General features: G+C 31.2%; 13 protein-coding genes and 1 pseudogene. 4 read left to right on the forward strand and 10 right to left on the reverse strand.

What is annotated here, in order from left to right; translation table 11 throughout:
• Position 1: 1 nt before the first annotated feature.
• From CELLY_RS11790 to CELLY_RS11825, 8 genes are all read right to left on the reverse strand, one after another.
• Positions 2 to 595, reverse strand: a complete 594-nt coding sequence (locus CELLY_RS11790) for a TetR/AcrR family transcriptional regulator (protein ID WP_013621908.1) — start codon at positions 593 to 595, stop codon at positions 2 to 4.
• 11 nt (positions 596 to 606) lie between these two features.
• Positions 607 to 2,025, reverse strand: a complete 1,419-nt coding sequence (locus CELLY_RS11795) for an efflux transporter outer membrane subunit (protein WP_013621909.1) — start codon at positions 2,023 to 2,025, stop codon at positions 607 to 609.
• A 5-nt stretch (positions 2,026 to 2,030) separates the two neighbouring features.
• Positions 2,031 to 5,168 carry an efflux RND transporter permease subunit gene (locus CELLY_RS11800; RefSeq protein WP_013621910.1) on the reverse strand — a complete coding sequence of 1,046 codons (3,138 nt, stop codon included), beginning with the start codon at positions 5,166 to 5,168 and terminating at the stop codon, positions 2,031 to 2,033.
• A gap of 22 nt (positions 5,169 to 5,190) precedes the next feature.
• The gene (locus tag CELLY_RS11805; protein ID WP_013621911.1) at positions 5,191 to 6,321 is read right to left on the reverse strand and encodes an efflux RND transporter periplasmic adaptor subunit; all 1,131 of its coding nucleotides are present in this window, start codon (positions 6,319 to 6,321) and stop codon (positions 5,191 to 5,193) included.
• A 13-nt stretch (positions 6,322 to 6,334) separates the two neighbouring features.
• Positions 6,335 to 6,826, reverse strand: coding sequence for a GbsR/MarR family transcriptional regulator (locus CELLY_RS11810; protein ID WP_013621912.1), 492 nt, complete (start codon positions 6,824 to 6,826; stop codon positions 6,335 to 6,337).
• Between the two features lie 366 nt (positions 6,827 to 7,192).
• The gene (locus tag CELLY_RS11815) at positions 7,193 to 8,737 is read right to left on the reverse strand and encodes a RagB/SusD family nutrient uptake outer membrane protein (protein ID WP_013621913.1); all 1,545 of its coding nucleotides are present in this window, start codon (positions 8,735 to 8,737) and stop codon (positions 7,193 to 7,195) included.
• Positions 8,738 to 8,754: 17 nt separating this feature from the next.
• Positions 8,755 to 11,787, reverse strand: coding sequence for a SusC/RagA family TonB-linked outer membrane protein (locus CELLY_RS11820; RefSeq protein ID WP_013621914.1), 3,033 nt, complete (start codon positions 11,785 to 11,787; stop codon positions 8,755 to 8,757).
• A 659-nt stretch (positions 11,788 to 12,446) separates the two neighbouring features.
• The gene (locus tag CELLY_RS11825; RefSeq protein WP_013621915.1) at positions 12,447 to 16,580 is read right to left on the reverse strand and encodes a hybrid sensor histidine kinase/response regulator transcription factor; all 4,134 of its coding nucleotides are present in this window, start codon (positions 16,578 to 16,580) and stop codon (positions 12,447 to 12,449) included.
• Between the two features lie 183 nt (positions 16,581 to 16,763).
• Between CELLY_RS11825 and CELLY_RS17350 the strand changes: the two are divergent.
• Together CELLY_RS17350 and CELLY_RS11835 are read left to right on the forward strand one after the other, a co-directional pair.
• Positions 16,764 to 17,670: pseudogene (locus CELLY_RS17350) on the forward strand (helix-turn-helix domain-containing protein).
• A 98-nt stretch (positions 17,671 to 17,768) separates the two neighbouring features.
• Complete coding sequence (locus CELLY_RS11835) at positions 17,769 to 18,530, forward strand: SDR family NAD(P)-dependent oxidoreductase (protein ID WP_013621916.1); 762 nt, start codon at positions 17,769 to 17,771, stop codon at positions 18,528 to 18,530.
• 80 nt (positions 18,531 to 18,610) lie between these two features.
• On the opposite strand, the gene CELLY_RS11840 is transcribed toward CELLY_RS11835, so the two are convergent.
• Positions 18,611 to 19,597: a LacI family DNA-binding transcriptional regulator gene (locus tag CELLY_RS11840; RefSeq protein WP_013621917.1), complete on the reverse strand. Its 987-nt coding sequence runs from the start codon at positions 19,595 to 19,597 to the stop codon at positions 18,611 to 18,613.
• Positions 19,597 to 20,631: a UDP-glucose 4-epimerase GalE gene (gene galE, locus CELLY_RS11845; RefSeq protein ID WP_013621918.1), complete on the reverse strand. Its 1,035-nt coding sequence runs from the start codon at positions 20,629 to 20,631 to the stop codon at positions 19,597 to 19,599. Before galE ends, CELLY_RS11840 begins: the two co-directional genes overlap by 1 nt.
• Positions 20,632 to 20,744: 113 nt before the next feature.
• Between galE and CELLY_RS11850 the strand changes: the two genes are divergently transcribed.
• Positions 20,745 to 21,743 carry a winged helix-turn-helix domain-containing protein gene (locus CELLY_RS11850; RefSeq protein WP_013621919.1) on the forward strand — a complete coding sequence of 333 codons (999 nt, stop codon included), beginning with the start codon at positions 20,745 to 20,747 and terminating at the stop codon, positions 21,741 to 21,743.
• Position 21,744: 1 nt separating this feature from the next.
• A complete protein-coding gene (gene galK, locus CELLY_RS11855) occupies positions 21,745 to 22,893 on the forward strand; it encodes a galactokinase (protein ID WP_013621920.1) in 1,149 nt (382 codons plus the stop codon).
• The last annotated feature ends 17 nt before the right edge of the window (positions 22,894 to 22,910 follow it).

Consider the following 22,910-nt stretch of genomic DNA (forward strand, 5'->3'; position numbering starts at 1 on the left):
GTTAGTTATAATAACTGTTAGCGTACTCTTTTACAGTTATACCTTTTAAATTGTAAACAATTAAATGTTTTAAAATTGTATCAGAATCATAAATATTAAAAAGATTGTCTGAAGAAAAAGCAATAGTCCCTACATTTAAAAAATATAACTCTGTAACCAGTTTAAGGTTTACATTAGGTAAAATTTGTCCTTTTTCTTTAGCATTTTTTAAAAGGTTATAAATGATTGTAAAAGCAAGCTCATGCCTAAAATTGTAAAAAGTAGTATGGGCTTTAGGATAGTATTTTTTTAAACCAAAAATAAACGAGGGTTTAAAGTATCTTAGATACTCAAACCCTCGTTTGTATATTAGTATAATAGTAAGTATATCGTCATTTAAATTGTTTTTAACAATTTCATTAATATCCAATTTATAATCGTTTATTAAAGACGTAACACTTTTGTTCACTAAAGTTTCTTTGTTTTTAAAATGTACATAAATCGTTTTTTTAGAAATTCCTAGCGTTTTTGCTAACTCATCTAAAGTAATACGTTTGCTGCCAAATTTTGTAAAATTGGCTTTAGCACATTCTAAAAGCTCTTTTTTAGTGATCATTACTACTTATATTATTTCCAGCCGCCACCAAGAGCTTCATATAAATTTACAATACTTGTTAGTTGCTGTAATTTGCTATCAATAATATTAAGTTCTGCATTTAAAGCACTTTCTCTGGCAGTTAATAAATCTAGGTAATTTGCGTACCCATTTTTAAGTAACTCTTCAGAGTTTTGCTCTGCTCTACGTAAGGCTTCAACTTGTTTTAATCTGTACTCATATTTTTCAGTTTCTGCATTGTACGTATACAAAGCATTAGATACCTCAGAACCAGCAGTTAAAAGTGTCTTTTTAAATTGTAATAAAGACTGTTCTTGTTGTGCTAGCGCAACTTCTTTTTGTGTTTTTAGCTTACGCTGATTAAAAATAGGCTGCGTTAAACCACCAACTATATTTGCAAAAAGGGAGTTAGCGTCTAATAATTTATCTAACTCTAAACTTTGGTATCCCCCAGAAGCTGTTAATGTTAATGAAGGATAAAAACTACTTCTAGCAACATTTGTAAGCTCAAAAGAATTAATTAAACCATATTCTGCCGCCATAACATCTGGTCTGTTGCTAAGTAATGTAGCTGGTACACCAAGCGCTAAGTCGGTTTCTATTTTTTGTATGTCTAAACTACTTCTCTTAAAGCTTTGTGGTGCCTTACCTAATAATATACTTAACGTATTTTCTGTTCTAAAAATAGCAGCTTCAAGATCTACTTTTAAAGCTTTTGCACTATTGTATTGTGCTATGTTTTGGTCTACTGCAACTTGAGTTACATTACCAGCATCTTTTAAGGCTTTAATTGTTTCTACACTACTTTCTCTAGTCTTAATTGTTTCTTTAGTAATAGCTAATTGGGCATCTAAAGCCAATAAGTTATAATATGTATTTGCAATACTAGAAATAAGCTGTGTTTTTACAGCTTGGTGCCCAGCAACACTTTGCATATATGCAGCTTGTGTGGCTCTTTTATTGCTTCTTATTTTACCCCAAATATCAGCTTCCCAAGATAGGTTAGCAGTAATATCATACTGGTCTGTAGAAGTATTACTTAAAAAAGAACCAAACTGACTGTTTTTAGATAACTCTTGGTGTGTGTAATTAGGACCAATGCTTAATGTTGGAAAATACCCAGCCTTACCTTGTTTAGCATAAGCCTCTGCAGCTGCCAATTGTTGAATTGCAATTCTAATATCTAAATTGTTTTGCAAACCTTCTTGTATGTACTGCTCCAAATAATTGTCAGTAAACAAGTTTTTCCAAGACACATTTGCCATAGATATACTATCTGTAGGCAAATTGTCTGTTCTGTATAAGGCCTCGGTTTGTGGTAACTCTGGCCTATCATAATCCTTAGCAACAAAACAACTTTGTAGTGTAAAAGCAACAACTACTATAAGCGCTGTTTTGCTAATAAATTTATATTTTATTGTAGATTTCATAGTTTTTATTCTTCTGTAGTTTGAATTGCTGGTTTACCTGAAACTTTTTCTTGTAACCATTGAAATAAAATAAACAGTATTGGAATAACAAATACCCCTAATATGGTACCAATTAACATACCACCAGCGGCACCAGTACCAATAGAGTTGTTACCTTCTGCACCAACACCTTTTGCTAATGCTAATGGCATTAAACCTAAAATAAAGGCAAAAGAAGTCATTAAAATTGGTCTTAAACGAGATTTAGCACCATCTATAGCAGCATCTACAATAGATTCTCCTGCTCTTCTACGTTGCAGTGCAAACTCTACAATTAATATGGCATTTTTAGCAAGTAAACCAATAAGCATAATTAATGCAATTTGGAAGTAAATGTTATTCTCTAAGCCTAAAAACTTAGTACTTATATAAGCTCCAAATACACCAAATGGTAATGATAATACTACTGCAAATGGTAGTAAGTAACTCTCATACTGTGCACTTAATAAAAAGTAAACAAATAAAATACTTAGTATAAATATAAATGTGGTTTGACTACCAGCATTTACTTCTTCACGTGTTAAACCAGAATAAGCAACTGTATAATTACTAGGTAATTTAGCAACTTCCTCTTCTATAATTCTAATAGCATCACCTGTACTAAAACCTTCGTTTGTAGCACCTGTTATTTTTGTAGAATTAAATAAGTTAAAACGAGTTACAGATTGTGGACCATACACACGCTCTAAGTTTACAAACTGTGTAATAGGCGTCATTTCACCAGCATCTGTTCTAACATACATACTGTTTAAATCATCTACACTAGCTCTGTCATCTGGTAAGGCCTGTATGTATACTCTAAATTGTTTACCAAATCTAGAAAAATCTGATGCGTACACACCACCAATATAACCCTGTAAAGTAGAGAAGATACTGCTAACAGATACTCCTTTTTCTTTAGCTAGTGGTACATTAATATCCATCTCATACTGTGGGTAACTTGTATTAAATGAAGATTGTGCATACTTAATTTCGGGGTGAGACATTAAAGCCATTGCAAACTCTTTGTTTGTTTTGTCTAATTCTGTAAACTCACCTCCAAATTTATCTAATAAGTTAACTTCAAAACCAGCAGAGTTACCAAAACCACGTATACTTGGTGGTGAGAAGAAAATAATATTTGCTTCTGGCATTGTAGATGCAATACCAAATAACTTACCTGTTATGGCCTGTACAGATGTAGAAGGATCTTCACGCTCTGTCCAATCTTTTAATTTAATAATACCAAAACCGTAGTTGGTACCAGCACCACTAATTAAACTTCGACCTTTAATAAAGTTAACACCAGCAATACCTTCTATACCGTTTATTTTAGAGTATAAATCTCTAGAAACAGCATCGGTTCTATCTAAAGAAGAACCCGCAGGTAATTCTATGTTTGCAAAAATAATACCTCTATCTTCATCTGGTACAAAACCAGTTGGTGTTGTTTGTGATGCCCAGTAGATACCCACACCTGCAATTATTAATAACAATACAGAAACAAATTTTCTTTTGTATAAAAATTGAAGCGATTTACCATACCTGTCTATAGTAGCATTAAAGCCACGGTTAAATAAAGTATAAAAACGTTGTAATGGACTTTTGCCTTTTAATTCTTCATCATGTTTATGCTCTTTTAATAATAAAGCACATAAAGCCGGACTTAATGTTAATGCGTTTACTGCAGAAATTAAAATGGCAATAATTAAAGTAACTCCAAATTGCTCATAAAAAACACCAGTAGGCCCCGTAATAAATGTTACCGGAATAAATACAGCTGCCATTACTAATGTAATAGATATAATGGCTCCAGAAATCTCGTTCATTGCAATAAGTGTAGCCTTTTTAGGATTTTTAACTCCTTCATCCATTTTAGCATGGACGGCTTCTACCACAACAATAGCATCATCTACCACAATACCAATAGCTAATACTAATGCAAATAATGTTAGTAGATTTATAGAATACCCAAATACACTTAAGAAAAAGAAGGTACCAATAATAGATACAGGTACTGCAATTGCTGGTATTAAAGTAGATCTAAAATCTTGTAAAAAGATAAATACAACTAAGAAAACTAATAAAAAGGCTTCAACAAGTGTACTAATTACTTTTTCTATTGATGCGTTTAAGAATAAACTTGTATCATAAGGAACAAATATATTTAAACCTTCTGGCAAGTCTTTTTCTACAGATGCTAAAGTGGTTTTTATGTTTTCTATAATTTCTTGTGCATTAGAACCTTTTGTTTGAAAAATACCCATAAAAACTGCAGGGTTTCCTAAACTCATTGCGTTAGAAGAGTAAGATTGTGCATCTAACTCTATTGTAGCAACATCATTTAAACGTAAAAATTCTCCGTTACCTAATGCTTTTATAATAATATCTCCGTATTGCTTTTGTTCTTTAAAACGCCCGCTATAGGTTAAAGTATATGAAAATGCTTCTCCATTATTTTCACCTAAAGAACCAGCAGCTGCTTCTAAGTTTTGTTCTGCTAAAGCAGCAGAAATATCTGAGGGTATTAAATTATATGCTGCTAATTTTTCTGGTTTTAACCAAATACGCATAGCATAATCTTGCTGAGAAAATACAGATACATCACCAACACCGCTAATACGTTGCATTGCTGGTATAACGTTTATTTTTAAGTAGTTCTGAATAAATGTTGCATCATAATCTTCATTTTCAGAATACATAGATATAAACATTAAAGCACTAGTCTCTTGCTTTTGCGTAGTTACCCCAGTTTGTATTACCTCTTGTGGTAATAAAGGGTTGGCTCTTGCTACACGGTTTTGTACGTTTACAGCTGCAATATCTGCATCTATTTCTTGATCAAAATAAACTGTAATTTCGGCAGTACCGTTGTTAGATGCTGTAGAGGTAATATAACTCATACCTTCTACACCATTAATTTGCTCCTCTATAGGTATAATTACACTCTCTAATACCGTTTCTGCATTGGCTCCTGTATATGATGCCGACACCTTAATTGTTGGTGGCGCAATATCTGGATATTCTTCTATTGGTAAACTTGTTATACTTATAACACCAAGTACAACAATGATAATAGATATTACTGTTGAAAGAACGGGTCTTTCAATAAATGTTTTTAACATAACTAAATAAGTTTAGATTTTTTTAGTTTTTAAATAATGTAGCTATAGGTTTTATGGCATCATCAAAAGAAGTTTCTTGAGGAGTTATTACCACACCATTTTTTAATTTACCTACACCAGTTGTAACAATTTTGTCTTTAGGATCTAAACCAGATTCTACAACATATAAATTATCTACAGTAGATTTTATTTTAATAATAGATGTAGATACTTTATTATCTTCTCCTACTTTAAATATCATTACATTACCTTGTTGCTCATATGTTGCTTGTTGTGGTACAACAATAGCATTTTCAAACGTATTAGGTATTTGTATTTTACCACTGTTGCCATTTGTTATTAAACGGTTAGGGTTGTTAAATATAGCTCTTAAACTTACGGTACCAGTACTTGGGTTTATTTGTCCTGTACTAGTTTGTATTTTACCTTTTTCAGAGTATGTACTACCATTTGCTAAAATTAGACTTACCTCTGGGTAATTTGCTAATTTTTCATTTAAAGTTTTACCTTCTGCCTTTTCTAAAAAGTCTAAATATTGTGTTTCATTTAAGCTAAAAAATGCATACACTTTGCTAATATCACTAACTGTAGTAAGTGGAGTAGGGTCACTTGGAGAAATTAAAGCACCTTCTCTAAAATTAATAGCACCAACGTAACCATCTACAGGGCTTTTAATTGTAGCGTAACCAATATTAGCACTTACACTGCTGTAATTAGCTTTAGCCTGTGCTAAATTAGCTTTTGCAGTTTCTAACTGAACTTCACTAATAATATTTTTTTCTACTAGTGGTATTAATTTGTTAACCTCTACCTGTGCTACATTAATACGTGCTTTTGCTGCACTAGCATCCTGACTTAAAGATTGTGTTTCTAATCTAAATAAAACCTGACCTTTACGTACTTTTTGTCCTTCATCTACTAAAACTTTTTGAATGTAACCAGATGTTTTTGCCCTAACATCACTATTTACAATACCCTCTATTGTTGTAGGGTATTCTGCATAACTTGTTACTGTTTTAGGTTGTAATTGTGCAACCGGGAAAGGTGCTGGTGGTGCCTGTGGTGCTTGTTGTTCTTGCTTGCTTCCACAGCTCACAATGACAAGGAATGCTGCCATTGGAATTATAATTCTACTAATAGTTCTCTTTTTCATCTTTATTCTGTCTTTATAGGTTAATGTTGTCCACGTTTAGTTTTGAGATGGACGTAATTGCTTGGTTTAAAAATTGTATGTAATTGTTATGAAATGTTAAATCAAATTTTTCTTCTTCTGTAGTGGTTTCTAAATCATTAATCTCTTTTTTATAATCTCTAACTTCTTGATGTAGTTCTTTTTCTACTTCCCATTTCTGTATCATATTAGAAATATGACTTTTTATTTTATTGGAAGTAATTACATAGTATTTTTTACGATCACCAGTTTTAGTAAAATATTCTATCTCTTTTATGTCTGTTAAATAGTTTAACTGCGTTGATATGGTACTTTTACTAGCACATAATAGTGATACTAAATCTTCAAAAGTTGTCCCTATTTTTCCTGTTAGGATAATATAAGCAAGCACTCTAGAAGCTATAGGAGAATATCCGTTGTTAGATTCTATGTGTACTCCTAGTTTTTCTACTAGTGTACTTTTTTTGCTGCACATATTCTTCTTCATTTGCAATACCTTTTTTTTAATTAGTATTTGTTTTTATTTTCTTTTTATGTTTAAAAAGAAGCGACAAAGATATAATTGGTTCGGTTAGTTCAGAACTAATCGAAGTTAATTAATTGTTAAAGGAAATGCTTTATTTATATAGTTAAAAATCAGCTGTTTAAATTGTATTTTTAACAAATTTCAACAACTATTTTTGTTAATTTTATGAAGATAAAAACACTTGTTTTTTTATATATTAACCCTTGTATATGCAAAAAAATCGCATAAAGAGGAAAGTGCTCTACATGCGATTTAAAACTAGATAAAAAAATACGACGATATAAGATAACTTATACCGCCGTATTAAATGAACTAAAAATCTAACTACTAATAACCAGGATTCTGATCTGCTTGTGTCAATTCAGAATTCTTCTCTATTTCTGTTTCTGGAATAGGGAATAAATCATTTTTAGATGTATAACCTGTTCCTGCTAATTCTGTTGCAGCTTTACCCCAACGAACTAAATCCCAAAAACGTTGTCCTTCATGAGCTAATTCTAAAAACTTTTCGTTAACAATAGCTTCAAACAAATCGTCTCCAGCTAAAGATGCATCTACATCTGGTAAACCAGCTCTGTTTCTAACCTTGTTAAGTTCTGTTCTTGCCTCAGCGTCTTTATTATCTTTATTATAAGCTTCAGCAGCTAATAATAACATTTCTGCATAACGGTATAACCTATAGTTAGTACCATAGTTTAATTCTTTAACACCATCAGCACTTGTATCTTCTTCTTTTGTAGCATATTTTATTCTAATACCACCTTCATAGTCCCAAATACTTCCGCCAGTTGCAGCGCTTTCATCTACACTACCGCCAGCAGCAATTAGTTCTTCTTCTGTCATTACAGTAGCTAGTTTACGGTCTGTATCACCAGCAGCATCAAAAGCATTTAAAAGTTTAGCAGTTGGTAAGTTAAAGCCCCAACCATTAATTAAACCAACAGGAGATACATCAAAAATACCATCACCACGTGGCCCCATTAACTGTATGTGTATGTTGTTTTCATTTCTTCCGCCCCAAGCAAAGTTACCCCAGTCTCTTCCGGTTGTAGAAATAAAACCAATTTCAAATAAGGATTCTTTTCCAAACTCGTGGTTAATACTCCAAGCATCTTCTGGGTTATCTTCTAAGTCATGCGCTGGATTAGAAATTACAGCTTCAAAAAACGGAATAGCTTCTCCGTATAATCCTTCAAAAACCAATACTTTACCCATTAATGCCTGTGCAGCACCTTTAGAAACTCTAAAGTCTTCTGTTAAAGCAGTTTTGTCTGGTAAACCAGCAATAGCGTCTGTTAAGTCTGCTTTTACTTGTGTGTAAATATCTGCTCTAGGAGATTTAGCAATTCCAAACTCATCTGCTGTAGATGGTATTGTTAATCTTAAAGGAACATCACCAAACATTGTAGTAAGCTCAAAATAAGACCAAGCTCTTAAAAATTTAGCTTCAGCTAATGCTAACTCTTTATTACTTAAGTCACTTTCTTTAATGTTTTCTATAACTAAGTTTGATAAAGAAATTGTTCTGTAAAACAAGTTCCAAACACTTTCTATAGATTGGTTAGATGTAGATACGTTTGCATAATCATCTATATCTTGTAATTGTGGTTGATCTCCACTGTTACCACCGGCAGCATTCATATCATCACCAGGTAATTGTTTTACTAAAAATGCACTGTGCCAGTCTACAGAGTAGGTGTGTTGCATTAAATCATAAATACCAATTATGGCTGCATCTACGTTTTCCTCTTCAAGAAAAAATGTTTCCAAATCTTCTCCGTCTTCTCGCGGATTTGTTGTAAAATCCTCACTACATGCAGTAACTCCTCCAATAAAAAGGATAGTTACCATTGCGATTATAATTTTTTTCATAATACTATATCTATTTATTAAAAGTCTAATGATAAGCCAAATACTGTTTTAGCAGCTGTTGGATAAAAACCTCTGTCTACACCAATAGAATTAAAGCTAAAGTTTCCAATTTCTGGATCTAAGCCTTTGTAGTCTGTAAAGGTAAAGTAGTCATCTAAAGATACATAAACTCTTAAATTGTTTATTTTTAGTCTCTCTGCAATTTTCTTTGGTAATGTATAACCAACTTGTATTTGCTTAATTCTCATATAAGAACCATCTTCTACCATTAAATCTGTATCATAAGAATCTATTACATTGGCAGCACCAGGAAATGTAGCTACATCACCAGGTTGAGTCCATCTTTCATTATAAAAATGAACAGGCTTGTTAGTAATAGGTCTAGATGGTTGGTGGTAAGTAGCAAAAATATCGTTACCAATTGTACCCTGAAACTGTAAGTTAAAATCAAACGCCTTATAACCTAAAGCAATGTTACCACCAAATAATACATCTGGGTGAGGAGAACCTACTTTTACTTTATCTGCGTTGTTTACAATAGTATCTCCGTTAGTATCTACCTTAATTACTTCACCGGTAGCTGGGTCTATACCATCTGTTTTATAACCATAGAAATACCAAGATGGCTGACCTTCTGTAAAACGAGTAACACCATCTGGATTTTGTTGTGCACCAGCACCAATAATAGAAGCACCTTCTGGAACAAATAATATTTCTGTTACTTCATTTTTTAAGGTAGATAAGTTAGCGTTAAAATCATATCTAAATCCGCCGCTAGTTGTATCTCCGTAACCAAGTTCAAATTCCCAACCTTTATTTTCTATAGTACCAGCATTAAACTCGTTAGATTGAAAACCAGCAGAACCAGGTGTAATTAAACCTCCATTATTAACAATGGCATCTTTTGTGGTTTTTTTGTAGTAATCTACAGAGAAATTTAATCTGTTTTCAAAAGCTCTAAAATCTGCACCAAAATCTAATTGCTCAGAAGTTTCCCAAACTAAGTTAGGATTAGAGTATCCAGAGATTTGTGCACCTGTTTGTCCTTCATAATTAATATCTACACCATTAATAGCTCTAATAACATACGTTTTATCTGCATTACCTATTAAGTTGCTTCTACTACCATTTTGTCCCCAACTAGCTCTTAATTTTGCGTAGTTTAGTTTAGAGTCTTCTTTCCAGAAATCTTCTTTAGATAATACCCAACCGGCAGAAAAAGCAGGGAATGTACCAGCCTTGTTTGCATCTGGGAATTTATCTGATTTATCTCTTCTTATAGAAGTTTCAAATAAGTATTTGCCAGCAAAATCATAAGATAACCTACCATACATAGACACCATATTATCTGGAGCAGGTAAAATATCTTTAACTTCTACGGTATAACCAGGTAAGTCTAAATCAAAACCAGTAAACTGGTCTATATCTACAGAGCCGTTTCTAGATAAAACAGTTTCAAACCTTGTTTGTTCTGCAGAGTAACCAGCTAAAAGAGTAAAGTTATGATCGTTTAAAGATTTTGTATACGATGCAAAGTTTTCCCATAACCACTTTTTAGTTTCATACTTAGTTTGTGATGTGGTATACTTTGTATTAGCTGCCTCAGAAGAAACATAGTAAGGAATTACATTATTTCTAACCTCTGTTTTTCCGTTTTCATACCCAAATCTAGATGTAAATGAAAAGCCTTCAAACAAGTTAAATTTTAAATATGCAGACCCTAAAAATTGATCTGTATCTGTTATGGTTTTATTAATATCATTAGCAAAAGCTACAGGGTTTATAACCTCACCTGTAGAGTAGCTTGGGTAACCATAAACTCTACCATTGCTAGAAGTTAATAAAGGAACGCCATTATCTGCAGACCTATCTATAACAGATTGTGGTACTTGACCATCTGCATAGTAAACCGGAGTTAATGGATCTATAATTAACATATTTTGTATAACACCTCTGGTATCATTATTTTCTTGAATACCGTTTTTGTCTGTAATAGAGTAAGTAGCATTTATACCAGCTTCTAACCACTCTGTAATATCTGCCTTAATATTGGCTCTAAAAGTAGAACGCTCAAAAGAAGAATTACCTTTACCAACAATACCATCTTGGTTTAAGTTAGATGCAGACATATAGTATGATAATTTTTCTGTAGCTCCAGAAAGGTTAATATCATTTCTAAACATTAAAGCGTTGTTAAATGTTTCGTCTATCCAATCTGTATCATAACCATTTAAAGCAACATTAGCTTGCCCGGCTTCGTTCATATACTGTACAAACTGCTCGGCGTTCATTAACTCCATATCTGTTTTTACAGATTGTATAGCTAGTTGCGAGTTAAATCCAACTTTTAAGCCACCTTGTTTACCTCTTTTAGTAGTAATAATTACAACACCGTTTGCACCTTCTGTACCATAAATAGCGGCAGAAGCAGCATCTTTTAAAATTTCTAGATTAGCAATATCACCTGGAGCAATATCTACAATAGAAGAAGTTTTCATACCATCTACAATATACAAAGGATCTGAGTTACCACTTGATCCAGCACCTCTAATTCTAATTTTAGCTCCAGAACCTGGTGCACCAGAAGAAGAAGAAACCGTAACACCAGAAGTTCTACCTTGTAAAACTTGCTCTACCCTTTGGCCAGATGTACTTTTTATATCTTCACTATCTATACTAGAAATGGCACCTGTTACCAAGCTCTTTTTCTTAGAACCGTAACCAACAATTACAACCTCGTCTAAGGCTTGTGCATCTTCTTGCATAGTTACATTTATGGTAGTTTTACTGCCAACAGTTATAGTTTGTGGCACCATACCAATGTAAGTAAAGTCTAATTTGTCTGTAGATTTAACGTTGTCAATGGTATAATTTCCATCAAAATCTGTACTGGTCCCATTAGTGGTTCCAGATACAATAACGGTAACACCACCTAATGGTATACCGGCTTGGTCTGTAACAAGACCGCTAACAGTCTTTGTTTGCGCAAATGCTGTTTGTGTAATAATAATTACAAGTGTAGCAATCACGTGTTTTAACCTTATTATCATATTAAAAAGTTTAAGTTAGTAAAATAGTTTTTTTGTTAGTTTATTAAGTAAGTTTTGCTTTATTAGTTTGTCATAAATTTTCCTTTCTTTTTTATGTGTTGTTAGTAATTATTTGTGAGTGTTTTTATTTGATTAATCTTGTTAAAATATAGAAACTAGAATATATACATTATAATAAATATGAGCAGTGCAATTATTGCAGCTATTAAGCCTATTTCTACAAGGCGTCTCATTTTTGAGTAGTTAATTTTCATATTACCAAATATACCTACAGATGTAAATTAGTTGTTAAGACATTTAAAGCGTTCACTAAAAAATATGTAGCAAACACTAGTAAATGCAGTATTTTGCAACATTTGTAGCATTATATGCAACATACGTTTTATTACTGTCTAGTTTGTTGTAGTGATGTAGTACTTTAAAATGTTAAAGTTTAATGTGGCAGGTGTTTTAAATTACCAATTTTTGCTTTATATGTTATAGAAACTAAGTAGAAAACCTTCATTATTTAACATTTTAACAGGTATTTTAACGAGCGTAATGCTTGTTTTTTTAGGAAGCTTTTAAGATAAACAATGGTTGTTTTTAGCTACAAAGCAAATAACTTTAGAACCTGCTTTAAGCTTTTTAAAGACTGATTTATACTGTTAAAAATACTATTATGTATTAGTAGGTTTAACATCTGTTGGTAGCATATCAAAATAGTTTTTGAAGCATTTAGTAAAGTATGAAGGAGAAGAAAATCCTACCTTGTATGATACTTCGCTAATGTTTGTGTTGCCCATTTCTATAATTTGTTTAGCCTTTTGTAAGCGTATGTTACGTAAAAACTCACTAGCTGTTTGGTTGGTTAACGCTTTTATTTTACGGTAAAACTGACTTCTACTTAAGTTTAACTCAGAGGCTAAAGACTCTACATTTAGTTCTGGGTCATCAATATTATCATTAATGTAAACCAATACTTTTTGTATAAATTCTTTGTCTAATGATGTAGTGTTTATGTTTTTAGGGACATCATTAATTAAACTAAAATATTTGTTAAAAATAAGCTGCCTACTTGTTATTAATTGTGATACCCTTAGTTTTAAAAGACGCATATCAAAAGGTTTAACCATATAGGCATCTGCACCAGTTTCTATACCTTCTATACGGTCGTCTATTCTTGCTTTTGCAGTAAGCATTAGTAATGGAATATGACTTGTTTTAAGATCGTTTTTAATACTTTGGCAAAACTTATAACCATTCATTTCTGGCATAATAACGTCTGTAATAATAACATCTGGAAAAGATTCTTTAGCAATTTTTAATCCCTCTGTACCATTAACAGCCGTAAGCACTTTATACAGGTGTTTAAATTCGTTTTTTATGTAGTTTCTTAACTCGGTATTATCTTCTACTACTAAAAGCGTGTGTAGGTTAGGAGCATTGTCTATATCTTCTTCAGTATCTTTGGTTTTATCACTATTTGTAATTTTGTTATTGGTAATAGTTGTACTAGCAATATCTGGTACAATTTCATCCTCGGTAAAATGAGCTTTACCTGCAGGTAATATTACTTTAAACTTTGTGCCTTTACCTACGGTACTATTAACCTCTACCTTGCCTTTATGTAGTTGTACAAAACTTTTTACAACCTCTAAGCCAATACCAGTACCATCATAATACGTTTTATTAAGATTGTCTACTTGATAAAAACGCTCAAAAATGCGTTTTACTTGTTCCTTTTTTAATCCAGGACCAGTGTCTGATACTGTTATTTTTATTGCCTTTACAGGTGATATTGGGTTTACTAATGGTAGTATTGTTAGCTTGTTTTTTGGCTCTAATTTTATTTTAATTGCACCACCATTTGGCGTAACCTTCATAGCATTAGAAAGAATATTAAAAATAATTTTTTCTAACTTATTTTCATCTGCCCAAATAGGTAAATCTTCTAAAGCAGAACTTACCCATAGGTTAATGTTTTTAGAGTTAGCCTCTTCTGTAAAATGACTAACTATTTCTTTTGTAAAAGCAACTAAGTTTAATTGTCTAACCTTAATGTTTACTCTGTTTAGTTCTAGCTTTCTAAAATCTAACAACTCATTTATTAAGCGGTAAAGACGGTCTGTGTTTTTGTGTATAATTTTAAGTTTATCCTTTGTTCTAGAAGGCAGGTTAAGACTAGTATCATTTAAAATATCTTTTAAAGGATTTAATATTAGCGTTAACGGAGTTCTAAACTCGTGTGATATGTTGGTGAAAAATTGAAATTTTTTCTCGTCTAAATCTTTTTCTTGTAAACGTTTATCTCTTTCGTTATTAATAATTTGTTTTTCTTTAATTCTGCTTTGGGTCATTTTATTAAGTATGTAAACACCTAATAAAAACAATAAAATATAAGCAATAACTGCCCAAACACTTTTCCACCAAGGAGGTAAAATTGTAATTTTTAATTCCAGTGGGTCTTCATTCCATACCCCATCATTATTAGAGGCTTTTAATTTAAAAGTATAGTTGCCAGGATCTAAATTAGTATAGGTTGCATTTCTTGTGGCACCTACATAATTCCAGTTTTTTTCATATCCTTCTAAATAATAAGCATATTCGTTTTTTTCTGGTCTTGTGTAATTAATACCAGAATACTCTATAGTAAATACAGATTGTTTGTTGGTAAGGCTAATACTATCTGTTTCTGAAATAACTTTTTTTAAAGGTGAGTTTGCCTGTGTAGGAGTAACCTTTTTATTAAATAGCTTAAAATCTGTAAGGTAAATAGAAGTAAGATTTTTGTTTGTTTGTATTTTTTTTGGGTCAAAATAATCTACTCCTTTGTAGTTGCCAAAATACAATTGTCCCTTACTGTCTTTATATGTGGCATTAATATTAAAGTCGTTAGACAGTAAACCATCATTACTTGTGTAATTAAGAATTTTATTTTGATTTACCATTATTTTAGATATTCCAGAATTACCAGTAACCCATATATTACCTTCTTTACACTCTATAATACCACAAACATTTTCTTCTGTTAAGCCATTAAACTTATTGTACCAACTAAAAGTGTCTAATTTTGGGTTGTGTTTGCACAAGCCAGCTCCTTTTGTACCTATCCAAATGTTACCTAGGCTATCTTCATGCAGGGTTAAAATATGATTTGCACTTGCTTGGTTTTTATATTCTTTAGACATACGTTTGGTCATAGAAGTAACTATAAAGTTGCCGTTAGTCATTTTTTTAATACGAAATAACCCTAGTGTTGTACCAAGCCAAATGTTATCTTCTTTATCTACCAATACTTTCCAAATATCACTATTGGTAATGCCATTTTTCACAAAAATTTCGGTATTGTGCTGTGTAATTTTTTCAGTTTTTGGGTTGTATGAGTGTAACCCGCCATAAAAGGAGCCAATCCAAATAGTTCCTTCAGAATCTTCATCAATACTTAAAACGGTATTAGATTCTAATTTGCCTCCTGTATTAGTAATATTAAAATTTATAAACTTGTTAGTTCCTTTTTTAAGCATATAAATGCCGTTATCCCAACTAACAGCCCAAATGTTTTCTTTGCTATCTATAAAAAGGCCTTCAATATAATCACTAGTTAAACCACTATAAGTGCTATTTTCTTTTTTATTTATGTGTGTAAAATGTTTAGTTGTTGGGTTGTAAATATCTATACCACCGCCATCCATACTAATCCAAAGTTTACCGCTGCTGTCTTGTACAATAGATGTTACAGAGCCTATTTGTAATGAGTTTGGTGTATTATTAAGGCTTTCTATATTATTAAACTTGTCATACAACTTGTCATAAACCGCAACTCCAGAGTTGTAGTAGCCCATCCAAATACGATCATTTGTGTCTAAAAATAATGACCAAATAGAGTTGTATAAAATACTTTTTTCATCAGTTTTACTAGATAAATAGTTTTTAATAACGCTACCGTTGGTGTTAATATGAAAAAGTCCGTTATTCTCAGTACCCAACATTATAGTATTGTCAGGCAACTGAATCATAGAAAAAATCTTAGTGTCAGAAATAGGGTAATTGCGGGTGTTTAATAGATGATCTATTTTATACAAACCATCATCTATAGTACCTACCCAAATATTATTGTTTTTATCAACCAATAAAGATTGTATACCCTCTTTTATGGCTGATGAATTATCTTCTGTATTTAATAGAGATTGCTTAAGTTTATTGGTGTTAGAGTCGTACTCTTGTAACCCTATACTTGTACCAGCATATATTTTATTGTTTTTATCAATCTTTAAGGCATAAACATCTACGGGTAAATATTTATATTGGTTTTCAATTTTTTCTGCTTTTAGTGTTTTTAAGTTTAGTTTAAACAACCCTAAATCTACTGTGCCAATAAATAAGTTTCCGTTATTATCTCCTTCTATACTACGTATAGGAATATTTATTTTATTTTCTTTTTCTTCTGCAGTTAGGTATATTTTTTTAAACTGATCTTTATCTCTGTCATATAGGTTTAGGCCTTCTTCAGTACCAAACCAAAGTCGGTTTGTTTTATCTAAGTATGATGAGTAAACAAGACTACTACTTAATGAGGTAGTGTCATTTAAAACGTGCTTATAATACGTGTAATCTATACCATCATAACGGTAAAGACCAACGCCATTGGTGCCCATCCAAATAAAGCCATAATGATCTTGTACTATGGTAGATACACCAACTTTAGAAATACCTTCTTTTATACTAACAAAGTTGTATTCTTTAGGAGAATCTTGTGAATAAGTAGATGTACAGAAAATGAATAAAAAGACAAGGGAGATTATTTTCCTCATAAATGATTGCACAGTTTTAGCTAGTACAATTTATAAATTAAAATTTAGTTACTAAAGAATTTAGACTAATTGGTTAAGTTATTGTTAAAATGTGCTATTTATTACATCAATATTTGCTTTTGTTTATAATTAAAAATTGATTGCGAAGAATAATTATATATTTGAATTTTACAATAAATTATAATGAAGGTAACTACTATTGAAGATTTTTATAAAGAGATAAATGCCAAACTTCCTGAGGAGATTGGTAAGTATATTGGACACTTTAATATTTTTAATATACCAGATATGTTAGCTAATTTAAAAAAAGATAATGTAATGCCTTACAATAGGCGAATGTATTATAAAATTAGCCTTATCAACGGAAAAAATAAAGCAGAATATGCAGATAAAATTATAAATATAGATAAGTATGCTTTGCTATTTGGTTCACCAAAAATACCTTATAGATACGAGCCTTTAGATGCTAAACAGAAAGGAAAATTTTGTGTTTTTACAGATGAATTTTTAATAAAATCTAAAAGAGGTGTAGTGTTAGATGATTTACCAATTTTTAACTCTGGAGGCTATCCTGTATTTAAATTAACTAAAAAAAGAGTATCAAGAATTAGCTGTGTTATTTAAAAAAATGCAAGCAGAAATAGATTCGTCCTATGCTTACAAATATGATTTAATTAGGAATTATATTTTAGAAATTATTCATTTTGGACAAAAGCTACAACCTAATACTGCTTTGTACACAGCACAGACAGCATCAAAAAGAATTACATCTTTATTTTTAGAGTTGTTAGAGAGACAATTTCCTATAGAAAGTACGCAGCAACAATTAAAACTTAGATCTGCTAAAGATTATGCAAATAGGTTGGCGGTGCATGTAAACCATTTAAATACAACACTAAAAGAGGTTACAGGTAATACTACAACTTATTTTATTGCTAATAGAATAACACAAGAAGCTAAATACTTGCTTAAGCAAACCAATTGGTCTGTGTCAGAAATTGCATACTCTTTAGGTTTTGATGAAGTAGCCCATTTTTCAAACTTTTTTAAAAAACAAACCTCCTTTTCACCTAATAAATTTAGAAACTAATTAACTTCTTTGAAATTTACAACTATCTCTTTGTTTTTAGTAAGTTAATAATTTTAGTATTTAAAGACCTTTGTACTTTAATTAAAAAATAAAATATTATGGTACAAAATAAAATTGTTTTGGTAACAGGTGGCAGCCGTGGTCTAGGTAAAAATATGGCTATAAGTTTGGCTAAAAAAGGGTTAGATGTTATTTTAACTTATAAGAGCAGTAAAACTAGTGCACTAGCTGTTGTTAAAGAAATAGAGGTATTAGGAAATAAAGCAGCTGCGTTACAATTAAATGTGGATGACAGCAAAAAATTTGATTCTTTTTTTATGAGTTTAAATGCTACATTAAAAGATGTTTTTAATGCAGATAAATTAGACTTTTTAGTTAATAATGCTGGTATTGGTATTAATGAGTCTTTAAAAAATACAACAGAAGACCAATTTAATGAAATGGTTAATATTCATTTTAAAGCACCTTTTTTTCTTACTCAAAAAATATTACCTTATTTAAATAATGAAGGCGGAATAGTAAATGTTTCAACCGGCTTAACTAGGTTTACTTTACCTGGTTATGCAGCTTATGCAGCATCAAAAGGAGCGGTGGAAATATTGTCATTATATTTAGCAAAAGAGTTAGGAGAAAATAAAATAAGAGTGAATACAGTAGCTCCAGGTGCTATTGAAACCGATTTTGGTGGCGGAGCCGTAAGAGACAATAAGGATTTAAATGATTTTATTGGTTCGCAAACGGCTTTAGGAAGAGTAGGAATTGCTAGTGATATAGGTAGTGTTGTTGCGTTTTTGTGTACAGATGATGCAAAATGGATTAATGCTCAACGTATAGAAGTGTCTGGTGGACAAATGATATAAATTTCATTTAAATATATTTTTTAACAAGAGTGTGAAGTATATGCACTCTTGTTAAAAATAATTTTTTGAAGAGCTATTTTTTACACAAATTCTGCTGTAATTGTTCTAGTATAAAATTCTTTATTATTTGTTGTTTTAATACGCTCTAGCACCAATTTAGCAGCTTCTTTACCCATTTTTTCTGCATTCTGATTTATAATTTTTAAGGCAGTATTCCATCCGGTTTTAGAATTGTTACAAAAGCCAGTATATGCAATTTTATTGGTTTGTAACCTATTACCAATAGTCATTGCTTGTTCTAAAGCCAAATCATTAGCACCATAAATTCCGTCTGCTTTATTTTTTTGTAAAGCAAGTTTTATTTTACTGGATAATTCTTCAATTGTAGCAGCAGTAATAATGCTATTTTTTGTAGGTATATTGTGTTTTTTTAGTGCGTCTATAAAACCATTAGCCCTTAATTTACCATGTTCTAATTGGTGTATTAAAGAAACCATTATTGGTTTTTTACACTTTTTATTTATAATTAGGTGCTCTGTAGCTTTAAATGAAGCTTTGTAATCATCAATAATAACGCTATCACATTTTTTTAAATTACTAATTCTGTCAAATAAAACAAGCGGTGTGCCCTCTGCAATAAGGGTATTTATATGTTGGTATTTATTAGTTATTGCTGTTTCTTTAGAAACACATATAATTACACCATCTACATAACCACTACCTAAAAAACGTAAGTAATGAGATTCTTTTTCTGCAGACTCGTTACTAATGCTAGTAAAAAGCTTATAGCCATTTTCATCTAAATGCTTTTCTATACCAACCAAAACTTTTGCATAAAATGGGTTTAGTACACTTGGTATAATTAAACCAATATTTTTGGTATATCCTCTTCTTAAACTTGCAGCAAAGCTATTAGGTCTGTAGTTACATTTACGTGCAAATTCTTGTACCTTTTGTTTGGTACTAATGCTTATTTCTGGACTATCAGATAAAGACTTAGATATGGTAGAAATAGATAAGTCTAAGGCTTTAGATATTTGTGATAATGTTGGTCTTGTGTGTATCATTATGCTTGTTCTTTTCTAACGTTTTGTTCCCATTTCCATGAAGAACTAATCATTTCACTAAGTTCTCTAGTAGGTGTCCACTCTAATTTTTTGGCAGCTAATTTTGTTTCTGCATATAATTTAGGTACATCACCATCTCTTCTGCTTGTAAACTCATAATTTAGTTTAGAGTTTGTTACTGTTTCAAAGGTTTTAATAATATCTAACACAGAGTATCCAACACCAGTACCTAAATTAAAACACTCAAACTGTTTTTCCTGTTTATTTTTTACAAGCCTCTTAACTGCTAATACATGGGCTATTGCCAAATCAACTACATGTATATAGTCTCTAATAGGCGTGCCATCTTTTGTAGGGTAGTCATTACCGTAAACCATTAATTTTTCTCTAATACCAGCAGCTGTTTGCGTAACATAGGGCATAAGGTTATTTGGTATACCTGTTGGTAATTCGCCAATTAAGCCAGACTCATGAGCGCCTATAGGGTTAAAATAGCGTAAGGATATTGCATTAAAATTTACGCTTGCTTTAGTAAGGTCTTCTAAAATTTCCTCGGCTACTTTTTTTGTGTTTCCGTATGGAGAAAACGGACGTTTTGTTTTATTTTTTTCTGTAATTGGCAGTGTTTTAGGTAAACCATAAACAGTAGCAGATGAAGAAAATATAAAATTATTTATATTGTTTTTAGTTTGTGCATGTAATGTGTTTATAAGCGAATAAAAGTTGTTTTTATAATACATTAGAGGTTCTGTTACAGATTCTCCTACTGCTTTATGTGCTGCAAAATGTATAACTGCAAATGCATTTTTATGCGCGGCAAATACTTTATTTGTTTGTAGTTCTTCTTTTAAATCTATATGTATAAAAGTTGGTGTTTTGCCAGTAATTTGTGATATTCTATCAATTGTTTTTTCGGTAGAATTAGATAAATCATCTAAAATTACAACTTCAAAATTACTTTTTAGCAGCTCAATAACTGTGTGAGAGCCTATATATCCACAGCCTCCAGTAACTATTATCTTTTCTTTCATCATTTATAAGTTTAGTTGTGTCTAATTTGAAGTAGCTATATTAAGAATTTTTTTTGAAAAAACCATACTAGTACCTACCAGTTTGTTTTGTTGTGTTTTTATTTTATATTTGCCTTATGAGTATAGTTTCGGTAAAGGGTAATTCTGGCACTCCAAAGTACAAGCAAATAGTAGCATCTATAGAAGAGGCTGTGTTAAGTGGTGCTTTAAAAAAAGGAGATAAATTGCCATCTATAAATAGTATAAGAGATAAGCATAAGCTCTCTAGAGATACGGTTTTAATGGCTTTTAATGAGTTAAAAACACGTGGTATAGTGCAATCTATTGCAGGTAAAGGGTATTACTTAAACACAGAAGATGTTAATGTAGTACAAAAGGTTTTTTTATTATTTGATGAGCTTAATTCTTTTAAAGAAGATTTATACAATTCTTTTTTAGATACATTAGGAGATAATGTACAGGTAGATATCTTTTTTCATCACTTTAATTCAGATATTTTTAGCAAGCTTATATATGACAATATAGGAGCGTACTCTTACTACGTTATTATGCCTGCAAATCTCCAAAATATTGGTCATGTTGTAGAAAAACTACCTAAGGATAATGTTTATATTCTAGATCAAACTAATGCCGAGTTAAAAGCTTATCCGTCTATCTATCAAAATTTTAAAAAAAATGTTTTAAATGGTTTGTTAGAGAGTGCCTCGTTAATTTCTAAATATCAAAAAATGATATTGCTGTTTTCAAAAGAGAAACAGCCGCAAGGTATATTAGATGGCTTTAATGCATTTTGTGCCACAAAAACTATAGCTCATGAACAAATTAGCACACTGCAAAATCGTGTGCCTGTTAAGGGAGAGTTGTACTTTATTTTAGATGATAGAGCACTTATTTTACTATTAAAAAAAATACAAGAACAGCAACTTGTTTTAGGTATGGATATAGGAATTATTTGTTACAATGATAGTTTGCTTAAAGAGGTTGTAGAAGGTGGTATTACTACAATATCTACCAATTTTTACACTATGGGAGAGCGTTTGGCACAAATGATTTTATCTAATGAAAATATACAAATAGAAAACCCAAATAGTTTAATTGTTAGAAACTCACTATAACATGAATAAAAAGTTACTAAAAGAGGTGAAAAATAGTTTTAAACATACATTTAAAACTAAACCACTTATGGTTTTTTCTCCAGGAAGAATAAATCTAATTGGTGAGCATACAGATTATAATGACGGATTTGTTTTTCCGGCAGCAATTAATAAAGGTATTGCCTTAGCCATACAAAAAACAAAAAAAAATGTATCTACAGTTTATGCTTTAAATAAAGAAGAAACCTATGAGTTTAGCTTACAAAGTGTTGCTCCTTTACAAAATGGTGGGTGGCGTAATTACATTTTGGGTGTAGTATCTGAAATACAAAAAAGAGAAATAGAGTTAAGCAATTTTAATATTGTTTTTGCAGGTAATATACCCGGTGGTGCAGGTTTATCTTCTTCTGCAGCATTAGAAAATAGTGTTGTTTATGGCTTAAATAAACTATTTAAACTTGGAATTTCTAAAGAAGAAATGATTTTAATTTCGCAAAAGGCAGAACACAATTATGCAGGTGTTAAATGCGGAATTATGGACCAGTATGCAAGTATGTTTGGTGTTAAAAATAGTGCTCTTTTGCTAGATTGTAGAACAGTAAAGTCTAAATTATATAAACTAAATTTTAATGACTATAAGCTACTTTTAATTAATACAAACGTAAAGCATGACTTGTCTGAGAGTGCTTATAATGATAGAAGAGAGGTTTGTGAAAAAGTTTCTAAAAAGTTAAATGTTAAAGCTTTAAGAGACGCTACAATACAAGATTTAAATACGATAAAAGCAGATATTACAGAAGAAGATTACCAAAAAGCGTTATACATTATAGAAGAAAACCAGCGTGTAACTTCTTTTTCAAAAGCTATTAAGGCAGATGATATACAAGAGTTAGGTGCTTTATTATACCAATCTCATAATGGTTTAAGCACACAGTTTAAAGTTAGTTGTAAGGAGTTAGATTTTTTGGTTGATAAAACTAAAAACAATTCTAATATATTAGGGGCAAGAATGATGGGTGGCGGCTTTGGAGGCTGTACTATTAACCTAATTTTAAAGTCAGAGATAAAATCATTTAAAAAAGAAATTGCTAAAGCGTTTAAAAAAGAATTTGGTACTAACTGCTCTATTTATAACGTAAAGCTATCTAACGGCACACAAAAAATAAAATAAAACAACCAGAATTCTAC

This window comes from Cellulophaga lytica DSM 7489 (assembly GCF_000190595.1).
Classification (GTDB): Bacteria; Bacteroidota; Bacteroidia; order Flavobacteriales; family Flavobacteriaceae; genus Cellulophaga; species Cellulophaga lytica.

Bases quoted from the DNA above. Each gene is read 5' to 3' on its own strand.
- CELLY_RS11815 (WP_013621913.1), bottom strand. From the start codon at position 8,737: ATGAAAAAAATTATAATCGCAATGGTAACTATCCTTTTTATTGGAGGA.
- galK (WP_013621920.1), top strand. From the start codon at position 21,745: ATGAATAAAAAGTTACTAAAAGAGGTGAAAAATAGTTTTAAACATACA.
- CELLY_RS11850 (WP_013621919.1), top strand. From the start codon at position 20,745: ATGAGTATAGTTTCGGTAAAGGGTAATTCTGGCACTCCAAAGTACAAG.
- CELLY_RS11825 (WP_013621915.1), bottom strand. From the start codon at position 16,580: ATGAGGAAAATAATCTCCCTTGTCTTTTTATTCATTTTCTGTACATCT.
- galE (WP_013621918.1), bottom strand. From the start codon at position 20,631: ATGATGAAAGAAAAGATAATAGTTACTGGAGGCTGTGGATATATAGGC.
- CELLY_RS11840 (WP_013621917.1), bottom strand. From the start codon at position 19,597: ATGATACACACAAGACCAACATTATCACAAATATCTAAAGCCTTAGAC.
- CELLY_RS11800 (WP_013621910.1), bottom strand. From the start codon at position 5,168: ATGTTAAAAACATTTATTGAAAGACCCGTTCTTTCAACAGTAATATCT.
- CELLY_RS11790 (WP_013621908.1), bottom strand. From the start codon at position 595: ATGATCACTAAAAAAGAGCTTTTAGAATGTGCTAAAGCCAATTTTACA.
- CELLY_RS11795 (WP_013621909.1), bottom strand. From the start codon at position 2,025: ATGAAATCTACAATAAAATATAAATTTATTAGCAAAACAGCGCTTATA.
- CELLY_RS11810 (WP_013621912.1), bottom strand. From the start codon at position 6,826: ATGAAGAAGAATATGTGCAGCAAAAAAAGTACACTAGTAGAAAAACTA.
- CELLY_RS11805 (WP_013621911.1), bottom strand. From the start codon at position 6,321: ATGAAAAAGAGAACTATTAGTAGAATTATAATTCCAATGGCAGCATTC.
- CELLY_RS11820 (WP_013621914.1), bottom strand. From the start codon at position 11,787: ATGATAATAAGGTTAAAACACGTGATTGCTACACTTGTAATTATTATT.
- CELLY_RS11835 (WP_013621916.1), top strand. From the start codon at position 17,769: ATGGTACAAAATAAAATTGTTTTGGTAACAGGTGGCAGCCGTGGTCTA.